Annotated in this window: 16 protein-coding genes; 14 read left to right on the top strand and 2 right to left on the bottom strand. The window is 37.6% G+C overall.

Features of this window, described 5'->3' with window-relative positions:
- Nucleotides 1–65 precede the first annotated feature (65 nt).
- The 9 genes from QNI15_RS13795 to QNI15_RS13755 all read left to right on the top strand — a co-directional run bounded on the left by QNI15_RS13795 (nt 66) and on the right by QNI15_RS13755 (nt 18410).
- Nucleotides 66–359 carry a hypothetical protein gene (locus tag QNI15_RS13795; RefSeq protein WP_313992609.1) on the top strand — a complete coding sequence of 98 codons (294 nt, stop codon included), beginning with the start codon at nt 66–68 and terminating at the stop codon, nt 357–359.
- A 114-nt stretch (nt 360–473) separates the two neighbouring features.
- A complete protein-coding gene (locus tag QNI15_RS13790; protein ID WP_314032182.1) occupies nt 474–2888 on the top strand; it encodes an ABC transporter permease in 2415 nt (804 codons plus the stop codon).
- A 73-nt stretch (nt 2889–2961) separates the two neighbouring features.
- Nucleotides 2962–5352, top strand: a complete 2391-nt coding sequence (locus QNI15_RS13785; protein ID WP_314032180.1) for an ABC transporter permease — start codon at nt 2962–2964, stop codon at nt 5350–5352.
- A gap of 87 nt (nt 5353–5439) precedes the next feature.
- The gene (locus QNI15_RS13780; RefSeq protein ID WP_314032179.1) at nt 5440–7890 is read left to right on the top strand and encodes an ABC transporter permease; all 2451 of its coding nucleotides are present in this window, start codon (nt 5440–5442) and stop codon (nt 7888–7890) included.
- A gap of 51 nt (nt 7891–7941) precedes the next feature.
- Nucleotides 7942–10332: an ABC transporter permease gene (locus QNI15_RS13775; protein ID WP_314032177.1), complete on the top strand. Its 2391-nt coding sequence runs from the start codon at nt 7942–7944 to the stop codon at nt 10330–10332.
- Nucleotides 10333–10375: 43 nt separating this feature from the next.
- Nucleotides 10376–12862: an ABC transporter permease gene (locus QNI15_RS13770; RefSeq protein WP_313992597.1), complete on the top strand. Its 2487-nt coding sequence runs from the start codon at nt 10376–10378 to the stop codon at nt 12860–12862.
- A 74-nt stretch (nt 12863–12936) separates the two neighbouring features.
- Nucleotides 12937–15348, top strand: coding sequence for an FtsX-like permease family protein (locus QNI15_RS13765; protein ID WP_313992595.1), 2412 nt, complete (start codon nt 12937–12939; stop codon nt 15346–15348).
- 26 nt (nt 15349–15374) lie between these two features.
- Nucleotides 15375–15926: a rhodanese-like domain-containing protein gene (locus QNI15_RS13760; RefSeq protein WP_313992592.1), complete on the top strand. Its 552-nt coding sequence runs from the start codon at nt 15375–15377 to the stop codon at nt 15924–15926.
- Nucleotides 15927–15992: 66 nt separating this feature from the next.
- On the top strand, nt 15993–18410 hold the full coding sequence (locus QNI15_RS13755) for an ABC transporter permease (RefSeq protein WP_313992590.1): 2418 nt from the start codon (nt 15993–15995) through the stop codon (nt 18408–18410).
- A 1-nt stretch (nt 18411) separates the two neighbouring features.
- Here the strand turns inward: QNI15_RS13755 and QNI15_RS13750 are convergent, their stop codons facing one another.
- Nucleotides 18412–19218 (bottom strand): helix-turn-helix transcriptional regulator, encoded by an 807-nt coding sequence (locus QNI15_RS13750; protein ID WP_313992588.1) that lies wholly within the window; start codon nt 19216–19218, stop codon nt 18412–18414.
- Nucleotides 19219–19456: 238 nt separating this feature from the next.
- On the opposite strand from QNI15_RS13750, the gene QNI15_RS13745 reads away from it, so the two are divergent.
- Genes QNI15_RS13745 through QNI15_RS13735 form a run of 3 tightly spaced genes read left to right on the top strand, consistent with a single transcriptional unit; the run spans nt 19457 to nt 23449 of the window.
- A complete protein-coding gene (locus tag QNI15_RS13745) occupies nt 19457–20800 on the top strand; it encodes a TolC family protein (RefSeq protein ID WP_313992586.1) in 1344 nt (447 codons plus the stop codon).
- 4 nt (nt 20801–20804) lie between these two features.
- Nucleotides 20805–21863: an HlyD family secretion protein gene (locus QNI15_RS13740; protein WP_313992583.1), complete on the top strand. Its 1059-nt coding sequence runs from the start codon at nt 20805–20807 to the stop codon at nt 21861–21863.
- 8 nt (nt 21864–21871) lie between these two features.
- Nucleotides 21872–23449 carry an MFS transporter gene (locus QNI15_RS13735; protein WP_313992581.1) on the top strand — a complete coding sequence of 526 codons (1578 nt, stop codon included), beginning with the start codon at nt 21872–21874 and terminating at the stop codon, nt 23447–23449.
- An 82-nt stretch (nt 23450–23531) separates the two neighbouring features.
- Here the strand turns inward: QNI15_RS13735 and QNI15_RS13730 are convergent, their stop codons facing one another.
- Nucleotides 23532–23858 (bottom strand): hypothetical protein, encoded by a 327-nt coding sequence (locus QNI15_RS13730; RefSeq protein WP_313980121.1) that lies wholly within the window; start codon nt 23856–23858, stop codon nt 23532–23534.
- A 519-nt stretch (nt 23859–24377) separates the two neighbouring features.
- Here QNI15_RS13730 and porV point away from each other — a divergent pair.
- Nucleotides 24378–25673 carry a type IX secretion system outer membrane channel protein PorV gene (porV, locus tag QNI15_RS13725; protein ID WP_313992579.1) on the top strand — a complete coding sequence of 432 codons (1296 nt, stop codon included), beginning with the start codon at nt 24378–24380 and terminating at the stop codon, nt 25671–25673.
- A gap of 42 nt (nt 25674–25715) precedes the next feature.
- Complete coding sequence (locus tag QNI15_RS13720; protein ID WP_313992576.1) at nt 25716–26177, top strand: T9SS type A sorting domain-containing protein; 462 nt, start codon at nt 25716–25718, stop codon at nt 26175–26177.
- Nucleotides 26178–26218 lie beyond the last annotated feature (41 nt).

Here is a 26218-nt window from a genome sequence, read left to right as displayed (position 1 = left end):
TATAAGCACTGCACTTATATTGGACAAAATACAATGAATTCTTCCAGATTAAATACTCTCCTCACATGGCACATATAGCGATTCCTATCCCTTCCACTCCAGGCAAACAAGAGATTGAAATAGAAGTAAGCATCAATGGTCAGAAACAACAACTTCATTATCGGATAGAATTATTCTACTGGGATGAGTGTGATGTACCTGTTATAGACAGAGCAGAATGTATACGACATATGTTGCAGCATTACGACCAAGACTGGACCCTCTATTACATTGGATCTCCAACTCAGAAATTTGTGCCTATCACTTTTGTAAAACGGGATGATTTGCACATTCAGCAAAAACTCATGACAGGGAAATAATATCTTTCACAATAAGTCTTTGGGATAGTAAGATAAGAGTAGCAAATCCCATTCATTTTACATTGTTAGTATTCTACATCTTAGAATTTCCAACATACTACAACTTACCAACTTATGATTAAGAACTATCTTACCATTGCATTCCGAAATCTATCCAGACACAAAGCATTTTCATTTATAAATGTTATTGGCTTGTCTATTGGTATTGCCGCTTGTCTGCTCATATTACAATATGTTGACTTTGAGTTAAGCTATGATAACTTTCATACCAAAGGAGATCGTATCTATCGCATCAAGCAAGATCGTTACAATGAAGGAAAGCTTTCTACTGAATGGGCTGCCGGAGCCTTTGCCGCAGCAAACTCTTTTAAGGATGCATTCACCGAAATAGAAGATTATGTGAAGCTGGTCAGAACAGGGACTAAAATTGTAAATAGAGATGGGAATATCATTAAAATTGAAAGAGTATACTTTGCCAGTAAGTCTTTTTTTAAACTTTTCTCTTACCCATTACTAAGCGGTAATGCAAAGACAGCCTTACAAGAACCCAATACAGCTGTCATTTCAGAGTCTCTTGCTCAAAAATTATTCGGTACAACCAATCCTATGGGTAAGGATCTTAGATTGAATCAGGATCGTCTCTTTAAAATTACAGGGGTTTTCAAAGATCTTCCGGATAATACCCACCTGAAAGCAGATATGTTGCTTTCTTATGAAACATTTATCAATCAGATTAAACCCAATACTCCCGAAACAGCCTGGCAATGGGACGGTTGTCTCAGTTACCTGTTACTGAAACCAGGAACAGATCCCAAAGCCTTAGAAAAAAAGTTTCCGGGTGTAGTAGACAAACTGGCAGGAGAAGATCATAAAAAATACAATTCAGCGGCAATCTATCTGCTTCAGCCGTTAAAAGACATCCACCTCTATTCTCACTATATGATGGAAGCCGAGGCCAATGGAGATGGGACTACAGTATATCTACTATTGGGTATCGCGTTTTTTATAGTTGTGATTGCATGGGTCAATTATATCAATTTGGCAACTGCCAGAGCGATAAATCGGGCAAAAGAAGTCGGTGTACGCAAATCTGTGGGATCACAACGATCTCAATTGGTTACACAATTTCTTTTTGAATCTGCATTATTAAATGGTTTGGCTGTTATACTGGCACTGGGACTGGTTGTTCTGGTACTACCTTTATTTAATGCATTATCAGGTCAACATCTGAGTATTTCATTGCTTATCAGCGGTACATTCTGGCTCTCTCTATTGATATTGTTCGTTGTAGGTACATTCTTCTCTGGCCTTTACCCTGCTTTTGTGCTTTCAGCATTTAAACCAGTTGCCGTTCTTAAAGGTCGCATGGTGACTACCCGTCAGGGAATTGCCTTACGAAAAGGCCTGGTTGTGTTTCAATTTGCAGCTTCTCTGTTTTTGCTGGTAGGTACCGCTACCGTATTCCGGCAAATTCAGTTTATGCGGGAGCAGAAACTAGGTATGAACATTGATCAGACCTTGGTTATCAATCCTCCTATCATTGGTACAGACTCTACGTATATGCGTAAGCTGGAAGCCTTTAAGAATGAGTTATTACGTCAGTCCACTATCAAGAGCATAACGGCATCTACTACCATTCCAGGTCAACCTGTCGACTGGAATGCGGGTGGAATAAAGTTGCATGGTGCAGACGAAAAACAAGGTAAACAATATCGGGTCATTGGAGTGGATTATGATTATCTGAAAACCTATGATCTGAAAATAGTAGCAGGTCGTAACTTTGCCAAAGACTTCGGTACAGATCCCAAAGCGGTTATGCTCAACAAAATGGGTATCCAGCAACTAGGCTTTACGGACCCTAAACAAGCAATTGGAAATCAGATCGACTTTTGGGGAGAGGTATATACCATTGTAGGTATAGTAGACAATTTCCATCAGCAATCTTTGCGCGAAACCTATGAACCGCTTGTAATACGCCTTATACCGGATGTACGTGGATACTTCTCTATCAAGCTGGAGGCCAATCAGATCAATGCGTCTATTGCCTCTATCCAAAGTAGCTGGAAACAATTTTTCCCAGGTAATCCGTTTGAGTATTTTTTCCTGAATGAACATTTCAATGAACAATACAAGGCTGATCAGCGGTTTGGACAGGTATTTGGATTTTTCACCTCTCTGGCTATACTGGTTGCCTGTCTGGGATTGTTTGGACTAGCCATGTTTACAACAGTCCAACGTACTAAAGAGATAGGTATACGAAAAGTACTGGGAGCTTCCATCCCTGAAATACTCCAACTTTTATATAAGGAGTTTGCTATATTGATTCTGATCGCCTTTGTTGTATCTGTTCCTTTTATCTGGTATACGACCAATCGATGGCTGGAGACATATGCATTCCGGACAGACTTGTCCTGGTGGATAGTTGTGGGAGCAGGTGTTACTACATTACTAATAGCGTTGTTAACGGTCAGCTTTCAGGCAATCAAAGCAGCATTGGCAAATCCGGTTACATCATTACGTACAGAATAATTGTCAGGCATGGTCTTACAGAATAGACCATGCTATTTTTTAGTACTTCATACAACATTTACTCTCTTTTCCTATGATTCGCAACTATTTCAAAATAGCGCTACGTAATCTGCAACGAAATCGTACCTATACAGTCATCAATGTGCTGGGGCTGGCACTTGGTATTTGTTGTAGTCTGCTAATCTTTACATTGGTTTACTATCATCTGAGCTTTGATACATTCCACAAAAATCCAGACCGGATTTATCGTATTGTAACAGAGTTCAACTCAGATGGTCCAGACTTTACGCCAGGTGTTCCTAATCCACTGGGGAAAGCATTTCGGAATGATGTTGCCCTTGCAGATAAAGTTGCCCGGGTACTTACATTTGATGAACAACTGATTACCTTACGCGACAACAATCAAATCAAAAAATTTACAGAGTCTGAAGGTATTTCATTTGTAGAACCGGAATATTTTGACATCATGAATTTCCCTCTGGTTCAGGGTAATGCCAAACAAGCATTACAAAATTTGTACAGTGTTTTATTGACTGAGCGACTAGCTAAGAAATATTTTTCAGAGGATAATCCCATTGGAAAAACGATTCGTTTGGATAATCGGACAGAATGTAAAATCACAGGTATATTAAAAGATCTACCCAAAAACACAGATCGTAAGACTGAGATTTATATCTCCTATGAAACTGTGAAAAAACACTTTGATGGGATGACAAAAAGAGAAGATCGGTGGGGGTCTACGTATAGTGGTATGCAATGTTTTATACGATTAAATCCCAATACATCCCCAAACGCAGTTTCCAAGGTATTTCCAGCGTTTATTCAAAAGTACCATAGCAAGAAAGACGCAAAGACTGTTCAGTATCACCTGCAACCACTGGCAGATATTCACTTTGATGGCAAGTATGATGGTAAAGTTGAAAAGAAATACTTATGGGCAATTGGTTGTATTGGTGTATTTCTGATCATCACGGCTTGTTTCAATTTTGTAAATCTGGCAACGGCTCAGGCGCTAAAACGTTCTAAAGAAATCGGAATCCGTAAAGTACTGGGAAGTGTACGAACTCAACTCTTCTGGCAGTTTATTGCAGAGACAGGGTTTGTTACTGTTCTTGCATTTTTGGTTGCTTACCTAATGGCACTGCTTGCCCTACCTTCTGTCAACGACTGGTTTGGCACTCAGCTTACTCTAAATTTTGTTGAAAATCCGCAACTACTTATATTCATCCCATTACTTGCAATTACTGTCGTATTTTTAGCAGGTTCATATCCTGGACTTATTCTATCTGGTTTCCAACCAATTCTAGCTCTGAAAGGAAAATTAACACAACAACAGATTGGTGGATTTTCATTGAGGCGCACATTGGTGGTAGCTCAATTTACGATTTCCCAAATGCTCATCATCGGAACGATTGTAGTTGCCAGTCAAATGCTTTATTTCAAACAAACCAATCTGGGTTTTAGCAAAGATGCCATAGTTATGCTTCCGATTCCCTCAGAAGATGTGGTAAAGATGAATTCGTTGCGAAATCGGCTAAGCCAGATAGCAGGTATTCAAAATGCCTCTTTATGTTTTGAAGCACCTGCCTCTGAAAACAATAACGAAACAGATTTTAACTACGACAATCGTCCTGAAGCAGAGCATGTAAGTGTATATACAAGACCTGCAGATAGCCAGTATTTGTCTACATTCGACATAAAGTTGGTAGCAGGACGCAATATTTATCCAAGTGATACTATCCGTGAATATCTGGTCAATGAGACCTTTATAAAAAGGCTAAATCTTAAATCACCGCAGGTAGCCATCGGGAAAAATCTGGAATTATGGGGAAAGACAGCACGTATTGTAGGTGTAGTCAAAGATTTTCACAATCTCTCCTTTCACGAAGATATTAAGCCAATCTGCATTATGTCTCAAGCAGATAGATATAATAATTGCGCAGTTAAAATAAATGTTGCTCAAACTAAAACCTTATTACCTGAAATTGAAAAAATATGGAATGAAACCTATCCCGACTTTCTCTATCAATACGAGTTTCTGGATGAACGTATCGGCAATTTTTACAAACAGGAAGACACCTTGTTTAATCTGATTCAGGTATTTGCAGGTATTGCTATTTTTATCAGTGGGTTAGGATTATACGGCTTGGTTTCGTTTATGGCAGTTCAGAAAACAAAAGAAATTGGTATTCGAAAAGTATTGGGAGCCAGCAGTCAACAGATACTGGGACTTTTCGGGAAAGAATTTGTCAGACTGGTAGTGATAGCTTTTGTAATTTCAGCACCCATTGCCTGGTGGATAATGAATAACTGGTTGCAAGACTTCAAATATAAAATCACTATTGGACCAGGAATATTTGTAATCGCCATTGTTTGTACTCTATTCATTGCTCTTATTACTGTTGGCTATCGGTCAATGAAAGCCGCATTTGACAACCCAGTTAATTCATTGCAATCTGAATAACCTGTTTTGTGAAAAACATCCTCTATCAATTGCTAACAATGGAAAGAGGTTAGGTTCTTATCAACAACCCTTCAACTACTTTTCCTTATGTTACACAGCTACTTTACCATTGCATTTCGAAGTCTTTGGAAAAACAAAGTATTTTCTCTGATCAATATTTCAGGTTTATCACTGGGTATAGCTACTTTTTTATTGATTCTCGAATACATAAGCTTTGAGCAGAGCTTCAATGCATTCCATACTAAGCTACCTCGATTGTTCAGAGCATTGTATGAAGCAAGTAGCACAGGAAAGACAGAAACATGGGATTTTTTGCCACCTGGTCTTGCTCCTATTTCAAAAGACCGAATCAGTGGTATACAGGCTTATTGCAGGATCGCTAATAATGGCATGGGAAATGGTATTGTCTCTTATTCAGCAGACAAAAGCACTTCTCCGAAATCATTCAGAGAAGAAGATGTATTGTATGCAGATGGCAATTATTTTGAGCTATTTACTTTTCCGATAGTACAAGGTACTTCAAAATCATTAAATCAACCAAATACAGTAGCTATTTCAGAATCCTATTCCCTTAAATACTTTGGAAAAGAATCTGCAATTGGAAAAATATTGACACTGAATAATCAGTTTGGCAAACACAACTATACAGTAAGTATTGTCTTTAAAGATATTCCGGCCAATTCGGATCTACAATCCAATATAGTATTATCGTTGCAGACACTGGTCAATCCTGCCAATCTGAACGGCAATGATTGGGCAAAACCAGATGGATTGAGTAGTCAATGTATGAGTATATTCTATCTATTGCAGGAAGATGCAGATTATAAAAAAGTTGAACAAAAATTAAATGGCCTGAATAAACAATTAAGACCTACAGATCAAGAAATACTTCGCCTGCAACCAGCAGAAAATATCCATCTGGCACAATCACTTAATGACTATTATATTACTACAGGTAATCTGGGCTTTATCTATCTTTTGGGAGGTATTGCTATACTTATTCTATTTATAGCCTGGTTCAATTATATAAACCTCTCCACAGCAGGATCTCTGAAACGAGCTAAAGAAGTAGGAGTACGAAAAGTAATGGGGGCTAGCCGCTCTCAACTCATACAGCAATTTTTAGGAGAATCTATCTTACTGAATATAAGCGGATTTCTTTTAGCTCTGCTGCTGGTAGTAATATTGCAGGATGTGTTTAATACAATTATAGGAAAGCCTTTATCGCTACATACGATTCAGGAAGGATGGCTCTGGATACTAGGAATTGTGTTACTTGTTACTGGTTCTCTTTTTTCAGGAGCTTACACAGCTTTTGTACTATCATCTTTTCAACCTTTACAAACTCTAAAAGGTATATTTAGTAAGTCAGGCAAAGGATTACTTATACGTAAGTCGCTGGTAGTGTTTCAGTTTAGTATCTCGATTGGTCTGATTGCTTCTACTATCATTTTGTTTGGGCAACTACAATACATGCAGAATACTCAACTAGGTATGAATCTGGAGCAATTACTTGCTTTCAAGGTAGAAGATGTAGAGAGGGATGGAACATTCAAACAAACTACATCCGTTTTTTTAAACCAATTAGCCCAACTACCTTATGTAAAAAGCTACAGTAATCCTGGCTGTATGCCTGGTAACTGGTACAACTATAATGCAAATGGTATTACGCGACTCAATCCCCGGCCACTTGATGAAAAAAAGTCCTACTCTATCGCTATTGTAGATGAGCACTTCATCGAAACATTTGGTATACAGTTAGTGAAAGGCGAAAATTTCACTGCAGAACAATGTGAAAAGAAATGGGATGATGTAGATAAAATTATAGTTAATGAGAAAGCAGCCCTTGAATTGGGATTTTTATCTGCCTCAGAGGCCGTAGGCAAAAAAATAAAATGGGGAGAAAACAAACAATACGAAATTATTGGCCTGATTAAAGACTATCACCACAAATCGTTACAAACTCCAATTGATCCGGTTATCTTCTATCCCCGACACAATGGAAAATATTTTGTAGTTTGTCTTACTACACCCCAAATACAGTCCAAAGTAGCTGAACTGGAAAAAATCTATAAGAATAACTTCCAGGGTAATCCATTCGAATACTTCTTTGTGGATGAAAATTATAACAAACAATACCAGACTGAACAGCAATACACACAGTTATTCACCCTGGCATCTTTTCTGGCTATTTTCATAGCCTGTCTGGGCTTATTTGGACTAGCAACCTTTACTTCAGAACAACGCACCAAAGAAATAGGCATTCGAAAAGTATTAGGAGCATCCATTCAACAAATCCTGACTCTTTTATCAAAAGACTTTGTCAGATTGCTACTCATAGCATTTGTTATTACCACACCTATTATCTGGTATATTGCCAATGATTGGCTACAAAATTTTGCCTATCGTATCCAGGTATCCTGGTGGATTTTTGGATTGGCAGGCAGTATTGCTTTTTCCATTGCGATTCTGACAATCAGTTTTCAGTCCATCAAAGCAGCACTGCAAAATCCAGTAAAAGCATTGCGGTCTGAATAATTCCAGACCAGGTATAAATTGTTCATTTTTCAAGTTTTACCATTTACCATTATGTTAAAGAACTATCTTAAAACAACCTGGCGAAACCTGATTCGCCATAAGCTATTTTCAACCATCAACATAGCAGGCTTAGGGATCGGATTTGCAGCAGTATGGTTAATGGTATTATTTGTGGCAGATGAATTTAGTTTTGATCAGTACCATACCAAAGCTGATAGGATTTATCGTGTAGTGCATTATGCACAATGGCCAGGAGGAAATCTTAAATTGGCTCCTACTTCTGCACCCTTTGCAGAAGCATTGAAACGGGAGTATCCGGAAATTGAACAAACTGTTCGTATTGTGCCAGAGGGAGGAGGAATCATACATCTGGGCGACAAACAACTGGAAGTAAATGATATTTATTTTGCAGATCCTTCGGTTTTTGACATTTTTAGTATTTCATTTCTTTATGGAAATCCGAAAACAGCTCTGACACATGATAAATCCATTGTCATTACCAGAAGCCTGGCAGAAAAACTGTTTGGTGATGCATCCAAAGCATTAAACCACCCCATACAATTCTCCAACAACTTTGAGAATTTGGTCACTGGTGTAATAGAAGACATCCCGACCAATTCACATCTTCAATTCAGTGCACTTCGTTCACTACCAGCTGACTGGACAGATGGCTGGCAAAACTTCAGTCTATATACCTATATTTTGCTGAAACCTAATGCGAAAGCACAAACACTGGAATCTAAGTTATCGAGCTTTTATCCAAAGTATCTGAAAGGCGAAATGGGAAAATTAGATTACCGAATGGAACTACAGCCGCTTACATCCATTCATCTTCACTCCCATCTGGACTATGAAGCTGGTCCCAATGGAGATATAACAACTATCTACATCTTTATTCTGGTGACAGTACTAATCCTTGTAATTGCCTGTATTAATTATATCAACTTATATACAGCCAGATCTTCCACAAGAGTTCGGGAAGTTGGTGTACGGAAAGCAATAGGCTCTCCCCGTGCTCAGTTGGTACAACAGTTTTTATTAGAATCTAATCTGTTTACAGGTATTGCTGCTATCATTGGTTTTGTACTGGCAAACATCGCTCTTCCCTATTTTAATCAGCTAGCCAATAAAACACTCATTCTCTCTCAATTTGGAATAGCAACTACTATTGGTATTTTTATTGTATTTTCACTGTTGATCGGTATAGTAAGTGGTATTTATCCGGCCTTGCTACTTTCTAACTTTCATCCGGTTTCAGCACTAAAAAACCAGGTTTCAAAAATAGGCAAAGGAAGCAGTCTCAGAAAAACACTGGTAGTGTTTCAGTTTACAACTACTGTTATCATGATTGTAGGCTCCTTGGTAATTTACCTGCAATTGCAGTATACCTCTACAAAAAACCTTGGATTTAATAAGGATCAGGTAACTACGTTTCATATTGATAATGAAGAAGTTCGCACACAGGTTAGTGCACTGAAACAACAACTACTACAAAGCCCTCTAATAGAATCCGTAGCTTCTGCCAGTAACCCTATTGGCAATAATAACATTGGAACCAATGGAATATTTTTCGAACAAAACGGAGAGATGCCTACAAGCACTCAAGTTGTACAAAAATTTCTGGTAGATAGTGACTTTCTTACTACCTTAGAAATCAAACTCCTGAAAGGAAGAAACTTTTCACCAGACATTATCAGCGACCGGATGGAAGCCGTTCTGGTCAATGAGGCACTGGTCAAAAAAATGGGATGGCAGGAGCCTATAGGTAAACGAGTGAAATACTTTATAGATAATAAAGGGAACACACAGGATGCAAAAGTAATCGGAGTTGTCAAAGATTTTCACATTTACTCTCTCCAGCATAAAATTGAGCCTTTGGTACTTCAAATGCCTCCTCCATCAGAAAGAGACAATATTTATCTGCGCATTCAGCCAGACAAAACGCAGCAAGCGCTGGCATTTATAGAGAAGACCTTTCATGCCTTTGATCCATCAGCCCGTTTGAACTTTCATTTTCTGGATGATAACTTTTCCAAACAATATCAGACTGAACAAAAACAAGGAGAGGTATTATTTGTCTTTACGATACTCTCTATCCTGATAGCCTGTCTGGGTCTGTTAGGATTAGCAGCCTTTACGGCCGAACAACGAATCAAAGAGATCGGTATACGGAAAGTACTTGGAGCGTCTGTTTTAAGTATTGTAACATTATTATCTACTGATTTCCTAAAGTTGGTTGTCATTGCCATTGTAATTGCTACACCCATTGCCTGGTATGCAATTCAACAATGGTTGCAAAATTTTGCCTATCACTTTGCTGTATCAGGCTGGCTTTTCCTTATCTCAGGATTTGTCGTCATATCCATTGCCTTACTAACAGTAAGCATTCTGGCAATTAAGGCTGCAAGAGAGAATCCGGTTAAATCACTCCGATCTGAATAAGAAACGTCTACTCACTAAACTAAAGTATTTAAAACCATACACCATGTTCTCTAACTACTTTAAAATAGCCTTTCGCAGTCTAATCAAGCAAAAAACCTATACCCTTGTCAATATAACAGGGCTGGCGATTGGGCTTAGTGCTTGTTTGATCATTTACCTGATGGTAAGTTTTGAGCTTAGCTTCGATACCTTTCACAAAGATCAGGACAGAATTTTTCGGGTTGTTTCTCACATAAATATTGCTAATAGCCTCCATAAAAATAGTGGTATCTCTGCTCCTATCCCATGGGCCATGAGACGTGAGTTTAGTGGTTTAGAAGTGGTAGCACCCTTTCATCTTACGCTTCCTGACAGAATTTTCATTTCTCAAAAGAATAATAAAGTAAAAACTATCGAAACGAACATTGAATGGAAAAATCCTGGTTCTTTAAAATATATTTTAACAGATAATGAATACTTTAAGATACTTCACTATCAATGGCTGGCAGGTGATCCCAATACAGCACTGAGTGACCCATTTCATGTAGTTCTTTCACAAAAACAAGCACAAATATATTTTGGAACTACAGATCCTGCCACAATAATGGGTCGAACCATTTCCTATGCAGATTATTCAGATACTGTAACAGTTACGGTATCTGGTATTATTTCAGACTGGAAAGACAATACTGATTTTCATTTTACAGACTTTATATCTTTTTCTACTATAGAAAGTACTAATTGGAAAGAAGATGCAGGACTTACTCAGTGGACCAATACCAACTCCACCTCTCAGGTATTAGTCAAATTGACAAAAGGTACTACTCCATCTCAAATTGAGAGCCAATTTAGTTCCTTAATGAAAAAATATGCCAGCAACTCACCTAACAGATTTCAGAATAGGGATCCAAAGGATGAATTTATCCTCCAACCCTTGTCTGATATTCACTTCAATCAGGATTATAATGGGGTGTATATACGATTAGTACATTTACCGACCCTGTATAGTTTACTCGGAGTTGCAATCTTTTTATTGATAATGGCCTGTATTAATTTTGTCAATCTATCTACAGCCCAATCTGTACAGCGTTCCAAAGAAATCGGAATTCGCAAAGTCTTAGGAAGCACACGATGGAGCTTGATCGTTCAGTTTTTGAGTGAAACATTCCTTATTACATTTGGAGCAATACTTTTAGCCTTTCTATTTACACCAACATTATTGTCTATTTACAATTCTTTTATTCCATCGGGTGTAACATTAGATCTTCTGAATCCTTTCATTATTTTATTCTCAGTTGGTATTTTGGTAGTAACAACCCTGCTCGCAGGATTTTATCCCGCAGTGGTATTGTCTTCTTACCTTCCTGTACTATCATTAAAAAATCACACATCAGGCAAAACTACACGTAAAGCAATTTTACGTAAAAGCCTTATTATCTTTCAGTTTGCCTTTTCACAAATATTCATCATTGGGACCATTATAATCGAAAGTCAGATTCATTTCATGCGTTCAAAGGATATGGGCTTTAATAAGGACGAAATCCTATATGTACAAACTCCATGGTCTGAAGGTAACAATAAGAAAAAAATATTTTTTGAGAAAATCAAACAATTTCCAGAAGTTCAAATGCTCAGTTGGAGCGAACGTCCAGCGGCAACCTCAGGTGATAATACCACAGGATTATTATTCCGAAAAGGAAAAAAAGAAATTGAGATGAATGTGAGCAGACATAATATCGATTCAAACTTTCTGGAGTTATATGGAATAAAACTGTTGGCAGGGCGCAATATTCAAACAAGCGATTCAGTGAAAGAAATCCTAATTAATGAAGAATATGCAAAAATATTAGGATTTAATAATCCTAGAGATGCAGTTGGACAATTCATAATTTATGGAGAAAAAACTCTTGTACCTATTACTGGAGTTGTAGCCAATTTCAATACAACCTCTTTGTATCATTCTCTTAAACCAGTTTTTCTTAAAAGTGAAATTGAAGGTGCTTCCACAATAAATATAAAACTGAACACAAAAGGAAAACACACAGAGACAATACAAAACTTTCTGAAAAAGGTTGAAGCAGCATGGAAAGATGTCTATCCATATGAAAAGTTTAATTACAAATTTATGGATGATGCTATTGATGGATTTTATCAACGAGAACAACAAACTGCTACTCTTGTAAATACTGCAACAGGGTTAGCCATTTTCATCGCTTGTATGGGTTTGTTTGGTCTGATTGCCTTTACTACACAGCAGCGTGCCAAAGAAATTGGCATACGTAAAATTCTGGGAGCATCTGTACAACAAATTATAGCTCTTTTATCAAAAGACTTTTTACTCTTGGTTTGTTCAGCATTACTTATTGCAATACCTATTGCCTGGTATGCAATGAATAAGTGGCTCGCTGACTTTGCGTATCATATTGATATTTCCTGGTGGATCTTTGTTGTGGCAGGGATTTCAGCTATTGGTATAACACTTATAACAATTAGCTATCAATCTATAAAAGCAGCACTAGCCAATCCTGTTCATAGCCTGAGAGATGAATAGAGTACAAAGAGGATGATATCATCCTCTTTGTACATAAAAGAATTTACAACCTATCTATTGTTTCTTGCTTTCACATGCTTACAAGATATATAACTATAGCCTTACGACTATTTCGCAAGAAGAAAACATATACACTAATTAACCTTACGGGATTAGTGATTGGCATTACTTTATTCTTCCTGATTGCTCTCTGGGTAAAGGATGAATTTAGTTATGATCGCTTTATACCTCATGCCGATAGGACTTTCCGGATTGAAAGTACGACTCTATCCCCTGACGGTACCAGCATGGAGTTAGCTGAGACAGGATGGCCTATAGGAAGAACACTTCAGGAAAAATATGAGGAAGTCGAAAAAGTCTGTTACATGCGTTCATGGAACCCTGTGATCAAACTTAAGGATGTCTATGTAAGAGAACCATCTCTATTTGCAGATGAAAATTTCTTTGATGTATTCGGTTATGACTTGAAAGTGGGTAATCCACAAACGGCACTCAAAGAACCTTATACTGTAGTTATCAGTCAGGCAATAGAAGAAAAATACTTTGGAAAAGGCAATGGATTTGGGAAATTACTGATGGTCAATGATACCATTCCTCATCGGGTAACAGGTGTCTTCAAGGAATTACCTAGCCACTCTCACCTCAAAATTGATTTGGTAGGATCTTTTTCAACTACGTGTGCTATGTTTCCGGAAGATTGCAAGTATGAGTATGCATCTGGCTGGTTTGATATTAATGTAAACACCTATGTACGGCTCAAACCAAATGTAACCAGCAAACAATTTGAGAATAAAATTAAAAATCTGGTAGGGACTTATGGTAAGGAAGCTATCAAGAGTACAGGATTTAACACAGTTCTTTACCTTCGTCCAGTACAAGATATTTACCTTTATTCCGGCAAAGCTTCGGCCGCAGGAACAGTAGGAAATATCCAAACTGTATATGTATTTATCACAATAGGTATATTTATTCTTCTGATAGCTTGCCTTAACTTTATCAACCTCTCAACTGCGAGAGCCATAGAAAGAGCAAAAGAAGTAGGGATCAAAAAAGTATTGGGAACAGATAAAAAACAATTAATAGTGCAATTTCTGATTGAAGCAGGTTTGTTGTGTACCATAGCTACACTTTGTAGTCTTATTGTTGCCTATCTGACTTTATCACCATTCAATTACTTCACAAACAAAAATTTCACAATTAGTACCCTGCTAGCTCCTGACAATCTGATTTTACTGGTATCCATTCTGATTGTACTTATTCCTCTTACAGGGTTTTATCCAGCATGGATTTTATCCAATTATCAGCCTGTTACCATCCTGAAAGGTAGCTTTACTCATTCCAGTAAAGGCAACTTCCTTCGCAAAAGTCTGGTAGTAACCCAATTTACCGTGTCAATTTGCCTTATTATTGGTACTTTGATTATCTGGCAACAGCTATCCTTTATGAAGACTCAATCACTCGGTTTTGATAAAGACAAAATAGTAGTGGTAGATATGAAAGAAGTTCAATGGACAGCACGTCATCAACAAGCAAAAACTTTCAAGAAAGAATTGAGCCAGCTAAGTAGTATTACTTCAGTAACAGGATGTCGTGCCATACCTGGCCGATCAGGATGGGATGGGCAGTTTGCCTATGGTGAGGGTTTGGCTCAAGGACAAGGCATTTTAGTAGAGCACATTCCGGTTGATTACCATTATTTAAAAACAATTGGCTTAAAACTCATTGCAGGACGTGATTTTATTCAAGACAGCAAAGCAGATTCAGTTGAGAGTTATTTAATTAATGAGACAGCCATGAAAGCTTTTGGATGGAATACACCCCAAAATGCACTAGATAAAAAACTAAGTGCATCAGGAATGAATGGAAAGGTAATTGGAGTGATAAAAGATTATCACCAACATGGCTTACAAGAGGCTATTCGTCCGGTAATTATGAATATCACCCCATCCATCAATGTATTTGCTATACGTTATTCTGGAAATGATCCAGAGTTGGTAGTAACTCATCTCAAAAAAACCTGGCAAAAAATATTTCCAGCGTACTCACTTGATTATAAATTTCTGGATGATGACTTTCAACAACAATACCAGAAAGAAGAAAAACTTATCCAGTCATTTAGCATAGCTGCTATACTGGCAATTGTGATAGCCTGCCTGGGTTTGTTTGGATTAGCGACTTATGCAGTAGATACCCGTACAAAAGAAATTGGTATACGAAAGGTCTTAGGAGCCTCCGTCACAGATCTTGTTTCATTACTCTCCAAAGACTTTTTACTATTAGTACTTATCGCATTGGTTGTGGCAACTCCACTTGCTTTCTATGTCATGAATCTATGGTTGCAGGACTTTGCCTATCGGGTAAGTATTTCGGGGTGGGTATTTATTTTGGCAGGAATTACATCGGTACTTATTGCTATGCTTACAATCAGCTATCAATCGATAAAGGCAGCTCTGGATAATCCAGTTAAGTCACTTCGGAATGAATGATTTAAAATCACACTAACTTTTCAGTTATGAAACTACAACTTCTATCACTATTTGTTCTGGTAGTTCTCTTAGCACTATCCGTTGGTATGACAAGTATACAACCCAATGAAACCAGCTACGTATGTTCTCCTTGTGGGTATGATTGTGATAAAGAAGAATATACTAAATCCGGAAAATGTTCTCATTGCGGAATGGATTTGGTACTGAAATCATCTGTCAATTTTCAAAATGTTACACCAGATCAATTGTGTGACATTACGACCAATAATACCAAGGTAATTTTATTGGATGTGCGTACTCCGGAAGAATTCTCAGGCAAAGCAAAGGAGAATTTCGGTCGTCTCAAAGGAGCCATTAATATCCCAATACAAGAGTTGGATAAACGAATAGGAGAACTGAATAAATACAAAAACAGCGAAATTATAGTATACTGTTCACATAGTCATCGCAGTCCAAGAGCAAGCTATTTGCTTACTCAAAATGGTTTTAAAAATGTAAAAAACATGTCAGGTGGAATGTCTGTTTGGAATGAATCTGTAAAAAGAACTCCTTGTTGGACAAGTTTGCTTGTAAAATAAATCCAACAACCTTGTACGATAAAATCCAGCTTTATCAGTATGCCACTATTTTGATCACGCTGTATCATGCTAACGAATTATCTAAAAATTGCCTTCAGAAATATCTGGAGAAACAAGTTATACGCGATAATTACTGTTCTGGGACTTTCCATTGGGATTACTTGTGTATTACTGGCAGTGCTTTATATTCAGGATGAACGTCATTTTGACAACTTCCATACCAAAAAATCTCAATTATATAGAATAACCACATCTATTATTCAGGAGAAAGGCGATCAGACACAGATAACCGGAGGCTCAGGACAAGTGCAAGGCCCTGCATTCAAAACTCAAGTACCCGAAGTAAATTCCTATGTACGTGTTATGGGAGGAGACATATCGGCCGATGTTCGAGCCAATAATAAAGTACTGAAACTACACCCTTTATATGTAGACGCCAATTTCCTTGATGTTTTTACATTTAAACTCCTTCAGGGAAATCCTCAAACAGTTCTTCAAAATGCTAACTCTGTTGTTATTACAGAAGAAACTGCTCTTCGATTTTTTAATACTACTGATGTCATTGGCCAAACTTTGTATCTGGATGCCGATCCGTCTTTTCAGAAGATAGGCAAACCCTTACTTATTACAGGTGTAATACAAAATCCTCCCTATAACTCATCCTTTCAGTTTGACCTGTTGCATCCATTTCAATATATGCAGGTTTCATTTGAAGACACATCCTGGTTAAATGCCTATCTCAGTACCTTCGTTGTGCTTCACCCCAATGCAGATCTATCTACAGTCAGTCAAAAATTCAACCAGATTCATGCACGTCTCTCCCAATCTGAACTTGCCACAAACCATACCCAATATCCCAAAATACAGTATGGACTACAAAACATACTGGATATCCACCTCAACCCTCTAAACAACGGCACAGGTAATGTGGAAGGCGGTATTCTATATGGTAGCAAACCCATTTACTCCTATCTTTTCTTAGGAATCTCTGCTCTCATTTTACTGATGGCGAGCAGTAATTTTGTCAATATCAGTATTGCCAACTCTCTGAAGCGAGCTAAAGAAGTAGGCATTCGCAAAGTAACCGGAGGAAGTCAATATCAGATTATTTTCCAGTTTCTGGGTGAATCCATGTTATTGTCTCTAGTAGCCTTTGTACTCTCTGCCTTATGGATACAACTAACCCTTCCTTCGTTTAATCAGCTAGCTGAAAAACATCTTGTTTTATCAGATACACTGGATAGTCAACTGTATATCTATATTGGCCTGCTTTTTCTGATTAATACTCTTCTGACAGGCTTCTATCCTGCCTTTGTCTTATCAGGGTTTAAACCTGTTGAGGTATTATATAGAAAAGTAAAAATAACAGGCAATTCATTGTTAGGAAGAACACTCATTGTCTTTCAGTTTGCATTAGCAATATTTCTGCTGATTGCCTCCATCATCTTTTACAATCAGATGGAGTACATCCAAACCAAAGACCTTGGCTACAATCCTCACCAGATTATACGTACTCATATCAATGGCAATCGAGAATACCAGACTGTACAAACTATCCTGAGGAATGAAATTGCTAAAGTCCCTGCTATTCAACAAATCTCATTTGGTGAAGAATTTAGTAGCCTGACTACCGATATTCGGGTGGGTTCTGAAATAATAAAAAGCCATTATCAGTCCATTGATGAGGCATATATTCCTATGCTTGGTATCAAAATTAAAGAAGGAAGAAACTTTACCAATTCTTTCCTGACTGATAAAACACAAAATATAATTGTGAATGAAGCGTTTGTAAAGGCAGCCAGGCTCAAACAGCCTATTGGAACAATTTTACAAAACTTTGAACGCAGACAAGGCAGCTTAGTAATTGTGGGAGTAGTACAAAATTATCACTCTGGTTCTTTACGTGAAAAGCTCCAGCCCATGGTATTATTTATGAGCAATGAATATACTGGCGGTATTTGGTTAAAAATAGATAAACTTAAACAACAGGAAGCACTTCAGGCATTTGAGAAAATCTATAAGCAAGCCATGCCTGATGCATCATATGAATATCATTTTTTGAGCGAATTGAATGCTAAGGAATATATACAGGAACAACGCTGGCAACAAATTATAGGGATTGCGACCATCCTATCCATCCTGATTTGTTGCTCAGGCTTGTTTGGGTTAGCACACTTGTCAGCACACCAGCGGATAAAAGAGATAGGTATACGTAAAGTGTTAGGAGCAAGTATATCTCATATTGTATTCCTGGTTTCGTCCTCTTTCTTACAACTGGTACTGCTAGGATTTGTTATTGCAACACCGATAGCCTGGTTTGTAATGCATCAATGGCTTCGGGATTTTGCTTATCACATCTCCATTCGAGGCTGGATGTTTTTATTGACAGGTAGTTTCATCAGTCTTATTGCCTTTCTTACGGTAGGATATCAAGCTATTCGAGCTGCATTAAAAAATCCAACAGAATCATTAAAAGCCGAATAGATTATCTTTTGACAGAACTTCTGAAATCCATAGGTCTCATGTGTACTAATTCGTAAAAGGTATTACTGAATGCAGACAGGCTATTGTAGCCTGTCTGATAGGCAATTTCACTGATTCGCTTGTCGGTTTCCAGTAAATACACCATGGCTTTTATCATCCGACACAGTTTCAGATACTGCAAAAACGAAACTGACAGATTCTGTTGAAATAATCGGGATAAGCTTCGTACACTATATCCAAATTGGTCTGCCACAAGTGATAATGTAAGAGACTCAGAAAGATTTTTATGTATGTACTGAATGATAGGGTCCAATCGCTTACTTTCTGTAGTAGGCAACGATAATGGCAAAGGATGACGACTTACTTCGGGTAAAACAAGCTTCAATGTAATCAGAAACTGATAAGGAAAACCTTCAGGAATCAGATTCCCTGTCCATGCTTCTGTAAATAAAATCATTTCCAGTAAAAGATTTGTCACTGGATAGATGCCCAGCTTTCCAAAAAATGGGTGCTCCAAATCATTTTGATTGACAAAATAGATATTCCGATCTATCTGAGACGGGCTGGAATGAAACAAACGATGTTCAACTCCTGCTGGTATCCAGGCATAATGTCGGGCAGGCAGGAAATAGGTTGCCTCTTTAGTATAAAGATAAGCCATCCCTCCTTCTACGTAGCTTAATTGCCCTTTGTCATGTTTGTGTATAGGGAAATTATATTCAAGCTTCTCATGTAATACATAGATCGATTCAGGATGTTGCTCTACAGCCTGAAATAATCGTTGATAATAAGTCTCTTCCTGATTCATATCTCAAGTAAAAAGAAGCATTCAACTTATAAATAAAATCCAATTCCACAAAAACTTACATATCTAAAGTAGCTTTCATAGTCCATCAAAGTATAATTATTCCAACATATACAAAACATATATTTGTACTATATCTTTAATCCGATGGTCAACATTTCAAAATTGGCCAGAATAAGCAAATAAATGGCAAATTAGAGAAAAAACCCATTCTTACTTTTGTGTCATAACCAAATGCAAAATGACACTCAGAAAAAGTATAGAACTCAGCCTGTTAGTTGGACTGAGTATCTATTGTAACGCACCAGCCCAGGTACAGGAAAAAAGCCCAACTTATCAAGGGCTACAGCTATCACTACAAGAAATCTGGCAAAAAGCAGAATCTCAAAATAAATCCCTTCAGATTCAACAGGTTCAACTCGAAATCAGTGAACAACATGTTAAAGATAGCAAAGCGGAACGTCTTCCGGAGATTAGAGCACATGCAGAATATGCTCGTATCAGCAATATGCCCATCTATACCAATGGGCCATTTAATACTCCAGAACATTTTCCTGTACTACATAACTTTTATCAGATTACAGCTGAATCTTATCTGGCACTCTATCATGGCAACAAAATTAATACAGCCATTGAGACAGAAGAAATGGCACACAAACTGGCAATTGAAAAAAGAAATCAAATTGCATCTGAAACACGATTAAAGTTAGCAGCAATCTATCTGGATCTTCAACGAAGTCTAGTATTCCGAGATCTGATCAATCAGCACATACATGAAGCCCAAAGACGTCTTCAGCATATACAGGAGCTTCAAAAAAATGGAGTAGTACTCAAAAGTGATTTGTTACGGGCCGAACTCCAGTTATCCCGTCAGCAAATGACATTGACAGAGATAGAAAACAGTATTCTGCTTGCCAATCAAAAGCTGGACCTTATGATTGGTTTACCGGATACCACTAAAATTATTCCAAGTGAAGATCTGACTACCAGTCAACCAATACAGGCTGGTTATGAAGCCTACCTGACAGAAGCACTGGAACAGGCTTATCCTATACATCTGGCAGATAAAGAAACCGCCATTCGTGAATTACATATAAAAGAAGTTCGGGCTGGCCATCTACCCAAAGTAGGTCTGTTTGCCAACTATACATATTCCTATCCCCAGATATTCCTTTATCCTTATATGGATGCGGCATATAGCATAGGCAAAGCGGGAATCCGATTATCTTATTCGCTTTCTTCTCTTTATCACAACCGGCATAAAGAAGAAGCGGCTATCCTCGAATATAAAAAGCAGCAACTAGTAAAAGCAGACACAGAAGATAATATACGTCAGATAGTAAAAGAATCTTATGTCAGATATGCAGAAGCATTGAAAAGAATACAGGTTGCAGAATTAAATATCCGGCAATCCTCAGAAAACTATCGGATCGTCAGCAATACCTTTTTTAATCAGCTGGCACTTCTAACGGATTTGCTGGATGCGGATACACAAGTACTTCAATCCAAATTTGATCTGACCACTGCCCAGACTACAGCACATTTACACTACTATCAGCTTTTATTTACACTTGGAAAACTATAAAACTATGAAAAACCAGAAAATAAGTTATACACGCACTGATGTGATCATCACTAAAATCACTACCTGGATATCAGTCATCATTATCATTGCTCTCCTCATCTGGGGAATTATTACCTTCTGGCAGTTATGGCATTATGAAGAAACCAATGATGCACAAATTGAAGAATATGTTAATCCAATTAATAGTCGGGTTACAGGGTATGTAAAAGAAATCCGTTATGAGGAAAATCAGGATGTGAAAGAAGGTGACACTCTGGTAATTATCGAAGATAATGAATACAAAATTCACAAAGAAGAAGCAGAGGCAGCATTGGCAAATGCAGAAGCGCAGATAGACGTATTAGATCGTTCAATAGAGACCGCAGCAACCAATGCACAGGTAAATCAGTCTCAGATTACTGCGGCGCAGGCCCGTTTATGGAAATCAGAACAAGAGTTTACCCGATACAAAAAACTACTGGATGCAGAATCAGTAACACAACAACAATTCGAAGCCATCCAAACCAATCTGGATGTAGCACGTGCAGACTATCAAACACTGCAAAATTCGTATAAAGCTTCTTTAGCTAAGGTAAATGATATCAAAGCACAAAAGGCTGTAGCATTGACAGAAATACAACGCAGAAAAGCTACTCTGGACAAGAGTCTGCTGGATATGTCCTATACAGCTATTGTAGCCCCTTATGATGGTAAAATAGGAAGAAGAACCATTCAAAAAGGGCAGTTAATTCAGACAGGACAGACACTGGCATTCCTGGTGGATCAGGAAGAAGGCAAATGGGTAGTTGCCAACTTTAAGGAGACCCAGATTAAAAATATGCACATTGGTCAGGAAGTAGAAATTGAAACGGATGCTTTTCCCGGAGAAAAATTTCATGGGAAAATAGAGTCTTTGTCTCCCGCTACCGGCTCCCGCTTTTCGCTTTTACCTCCTGACAATGCTACAGGAAACTTTGTGAAGATAGTACAGAGGATTCCAGTTCGAATCAAACTTACAGATACTCCCAACAAGATTCAGAATCTGCGAGCAGGAATGAATGCAATTGTATTAATTACTAAATAAGTCAAGCCATGAGTTCTTCCATTAAACATACCATTCCGAACTGGTTTATCTGGCTGACCATTGGTATGGTACTACTGCCTTGTCTGATTATTTTGGGTCTCTATGCAGGAAATATAACAGAAACAGCTGGTTATTATGGCATTGAGCCAACAGATGTGCAGTTTTCTGTTATTATTTATTATGCTGCAATGGCTAGCTTTTTTCCTTTTGAGCAACGATTTCTAAATTTCTTTACCACACGGCACTACTTTCTTTTGGGAGTGTTTTTACTGACTGGGGCAAATATTATTTTCTATATCACACATAATGCCTTTGCTTTTATTGGCTTACGTTTTCTGGAAGGAATATTCTCAAGTGGTGTAGCAGGCTCCTGTTTATCTATCATTTTTTCACGTTTGCATACTGAGAGAGCAAAAGCCATTGGTTACTCCATCTACTATGGTATTCTACTGGTGTCCGCACCTGTGGGTATGATTCTATCCTCATTGGTTGTACATTATTTTGAGTTCAATGCCCTGTATAAATCCATCATTTATCTTCAGATACCAGGCACACTCATGTTATTGTATGTCATGAACAAAGACCGCACAAAAAAACCAATTCCGTTATATCAACTGGACTGGCCAAGTTTTGTGATGTATGCACTTATTTTAGGACTTACAGGGTATGTACTCATATATGGCCAGCAGTATCTATGGCTGGAAGATTTTCATATCTGTTTGTTCGCAGGAATTATAGTTGTACTCATTTGTCTCTTTGTACTTCGTCAGAATATCATTAAACGACCATTTATTAATCTTCGGATATTTCACTATCGCAACTACTGCCTGGGTACTCTTCTGGTATTTTTATTTTATATATGCCGGGGAGGGCTGGGCATATCATCCACCTATTTTAGCAATGTATTGGGTATGGACCCCATTCATGTGTCTCTTTTAATGCTTGCCAATCTGGCAGGTGTTGTAGTGGGCGTATATGTAGTTGTACATTATGTACTTCTAAACACAAGCATGCGTAAAATCTGGTTCTGGGGCTTTTCATTTCTGTTTGTATTTTACACATGGATGTATTTCCTGTTTACAACAGATGCAGATGCTGGGACATTTATTATTCCATTGTTTATACAAGGGTTGGGAACAGGTATATTAATGGTGCCATTGATATTATTTACAGTTTCTTCTGTACCAGTCAATATTAGTAACTCAGCCTCAGCTATGGGTATCGGATTCAGATTCTTTGGATTTACCTTTAGCATGGCACTGATTCACTTCTTTCAATTGTATGAAAAACAAATCCATTATACTCTACTTCAGGAACAAGTCACTTCACTTAATCCCCTAAGTAGTGAACGGTTGTTACACTACCAGAAAATTGGCCAATCAACAGGTATGGCTCAGGATCAGGCAGGTCTGTTTGCCAATAAGTTGCTTTTTTCTACCATAAACAACCAGATTCAACTTCGGTATTCAATGGATTATTATGCAATGATTAGTTGGGTAATACTAGGTATCCTGCTTGTGATTGCTTTGTTCCCTTATATACGAAGTACTACCATTAGCTTTCGAATAAAACCAGTCCCCTTTTAACTACTATCTGTCTACCTTCAAAAGTAAAACACCCTTATCATTCACAGATAAGGGTGTTTTTATTACCAACAAAATATATTTCTTACAATGTTACAGATTGGCTGGCAGCACCTTGGCTGTTTGTCACTTCAATTGTGTAATCACTGTTGTGTAATTCAGGAGCAAATACATATTTACGAGTAAATTTCTCTTCATTACGAATTACATCGGTGAAAATCACTCTGCCATTAGCATCTTTGATTTTTACAGTTACATTTTCAGCAGTTGAATTTACAACAACTAATTTTACACCTTCAGCATCAGCTGTTTTGTAAGCAGCCATTGATACAGGAGATTTAGGATTGTTGTTTGCACTAACGATAGTTGTAAATAATACAGATGCAGCCAGAGTGAATAATACTTTTTTCATAGTTATTTTATTGTTTTGAACTTTGTTTCTATTAATTGGTTTTCGAGAATTGATACCGCAAACCTACGATTAGTAAACAAATATTCTGCTACAATTTTATTTATGCAAATTTTATTCTAAACACACAAAACCAACAGTCAAAAAATCAGAATAATATTTTGCATTGTTTTTTAAACAGAAATTTACTATTACCCTTTATACATTTATAAAATAAAATTTTTCCTTTATAATTTCCTCACACACTTTATTTGGCTACAGAAATGGCGTTTTTATGACATTTTATGAATAAACCTTACATATAAACCCTTAAAAAAGGTTTAAAATTTTTCATATTTTAATTTCAGGCAAAAAATAAATATTACTATTTATAGCCATTTTCTTACATCAAAATCCTTATTTACTCAATAAAAAACCATATTCACTATCAACAACTTAAAAATCAGAGCCACAAATAAACGCAACCAGTGATTACATTTTTTTCAGTTTTCTTACTAACAAAGTATATAATCACTGAAGATCATGAAACAGCGTTACAGCAAGGTAGTCATAAGCATTTTTTGCCTGATAGTGAATAGTTCGGCATACGCTCAACTGGTCCTGAATGGACAAGATACCTCTTATCGGGTTATCACTACAGCTGTTCCTTTTCTTACTATTGCTCCTGATGCCAGAGCTGCTGGAATGGGAGATGTAGGAGCTGCAACCAATGCAGATGTAAATGCAACCTACTGGAATCCGGCAAAGCTTGTATATACCAAAACAGACAAAGGCATTAGTTTATCTTATACCCCCTGGCTTCGTCGTATACTCAGCGGAATGTCAGTATCTTATTTATCAGCCTATACCAAACTTGATGACAAACAAGCTATTGCTATTGCACTTAACTACTTTAATCTGGGTAATTTATCATTAAAGGATAATAGCGGACAAGGCGCTGGTGAATTCAGACCTCGAGAGTTTGCTATAGCAACTACATACTCACGAAAACTGTCTGAAGTGTTGTCGATGGCAGCTACACTGAGATACATTTACTCTGATATTTATGGCAATTTAACAACAGGTAATGGGGTCTCCAGTCAGGCAGGAAATGCCATAGCAGGAGATCTTGGGATGTATTTTCGAACCTCTCCTCCAGAAGTGAGCACCCCTGTACAATTTGCATTTGGTGCTGTAGTATCCAACCTGGGTACACAGATTAACTACGGATTTGGACAAAAAAATTATTTGCCTGCCAATCTTCGGATAGGAACACAGGTTGGTTTCACATTAGGTTTCAATCAGATCAATCTGGCTGTAGATCTTAACAAATGGCTTGTGCCAACTCCTCCTGTATACAAAACCAGAAATGGTGTAGTAGAACGAACTGCAGATGGCAGACCGATTATTCTACATGGCAAAGATCCGAACCGCTCCTATCTAAGTTCTGTATTTGGTTCATTTACAGATGCTCCAGGTGGAATTAGTGAAGAAATACACGAAATCATGTTTTCAGCTGGTGGCGAATATATTTTTAATGATATGTTCATGTTTCGGATGGGGTATTTCTATGAATCACCATCTAAGGGAGGTAGAGAATACTTATCTCTTGGAGCAGGGGCACAACTCAAAAGTATAGGACTTGACCTGGCTTACCTTGTTCCTTTCCAGCAAAACAATCCATTGGGCGAAACAATCCGTTTTTCACTCCATCTGGATATCGGCGATGAATTCAAACCAACTGAGGATAAAACACGAACAAACAAAAATAAGCGAAATCCCAATACAAAGAAACAGCGTCCTCCACAATACAAAAACAAGCATATCAAAAGAAGATAATCGAAGCGCAACACCTGTATACACTCTCAATTAAAATAGCATATGAATCAAAAATGTACCTATATATTCCTAAGTGCATTGGTTTACCAGGCAACATTCGGCCAAAACCTTAAGCCTGAAGTAATAAATGCAAGCGGTCAAAAATTACAGAACGGATCGTTCCAACTTACTTATTCTGTAGGTGAACCCTTGATTACAGTTATAAAAACACAAAATGACATTTTGACTCAAGGATTTATCCAACCGGATGTAGCAAAATCCGGAGACAACTTCAACTATTATCCCAATCCTGTTACAGATAAACTTTATCTGGAGAACGCTGATAAAATAGCTTCCTATAAAGTATATGATGTATTGGGTCGTGAGGTTTTCGGACATCGATTTGATCAACCTCAACGTCAGATTACAATTAACCTTGAAACACTAGCAGAGGCAATCTTTATTATCAATGCATTTGATAAAACAGGCAAACGTCTGTACTCATTTCAGGTAATGAAAAAATAGAGCAGAAATATACAGAAACCGGTCACATCCATTTAAGCCTT

It is taken from the genome of Xanthocytophaga flava, assembly GCF_030068545.1.
Classification (GTDB): domain Bacteria; phylum Bacteroidota; class Bacteroidia; order Cytophagales; family 172606-1; genus Xanthocytophaga; species Xanthocytophaga flava.
The sequence above is the reverse complement of the archived record's forward strand: the minus strand, read 5'-3'. Positions and strand labels throughout refer to the sequence as shown.

Bases quoted from the DNA above. Each gene is read 5' to 3' on its own strand.
- porV (WP_313992579.1), top strand. From the start codon at position 24,378: ATGAAACAGCGTTACAGCAAGGTAGTCATAAGCATTTTTTGCCTGATA.
- QNI15_RS13740 (WP_313992583.1), top strand. From the start codon at position 20,805: ATGAAAAACCAGAAAATAAGTTATACACGCACTGATGTGATCATCACT.
- QNI15_RS13785 (WP_314032180.1), top strand. From the start codon at position 2,962: ATGATTCGCAACTATTTCAAAATAGCGCTACGTAATCTGCAACGAAAT.
- QNI15_RS13770 (WP_313992597.1), top strand. From the start codon at position 10,376: ATGTTCTCTAACTACTTTAAAATAGCCTTTCGCAGTCTAATCAAGCAA.
- QNI15_RS13775 (WP_314032177.1), top strand. From the start codon at position 7,942: ATGTTAAAGAACTATCTTAAAACAACCTGGCGAAACCTGATTCGCCAT.
- QNI15_RS13730 (WP_313980121.1), bottom strand. From the start codon at position 23,858: ATGAAAAAAGTATTATTCACTCTGGCTGCATCTGTATTATTTACAACT.
- QNI15_RS13795 (WP_313992609.1), top strand. From the start codon at position 66: ATGGCACATATAGCGATTCCTATCCCTTCCACTCCAGGCAAACAAGAG.
- QNI15_RS13755 (WP_313992590.1), top strand. From the start codon at position 15,993: ATGCTAACGAATTATCTAAAAATTGCCTTCAGAAATATCTGGAGAAAC.
- QNI15_RS13735 (WP_313992581.1), top strand. From the start codon at position 21,872: ATGAGTTCTTCCATTAAACATACCATTCCGAACTGGTTTATCTGGCTG.
- QNI15_RS13765 (WP_313992595.1), top strand. From the start codon at position 12,937: ATGCTTACAAGATATATAACTATAGCCTTACGACTATTTCGCAAGAAG.
- QNI15_RS13750 (WP_313992588.1), bottom strand. From the start codon at position 19,218: ATGAATCAGGAAGAGACTTATTATCAACGATTATTTCAGGCTGTAGAG.
- QNI15_RS13790 (WP_314032182.1), top strand. From the start codon at position 474: ATGATTAAGAACTATCTTACCATTGCATTCCGAAATCTATCCAGACAC.
- QNI15_RS13745 (WP_313992586.1), top strand. From the start codon at position 19,457: ATGACACTCAGAAAAAGTATAGAACTCAGCCTGTTAGTTGGACTGAGT.
- QNI15_RS13780 (WP_314032179.1), top strand. From the start codon at position 5,440: ATGTTACACAGCTACTTTACCATTGCATTTCGAAGTCTTTGGAAAAAC.
- QNI15_RS13720 (WP_313992576.1), top strand. From the start codon at position 25,716: ATGAATCAAAAATGTACCTATATATTCCTAAGTGCATTGGTTTACCAG.
- QNI15_RS13760 (WP_313992592.1), top strand. From the start codon at position 15,375: ATGAAACTACAACTTCTATCACTATTTGTTCTGGTAGTTCTCTTAGCA.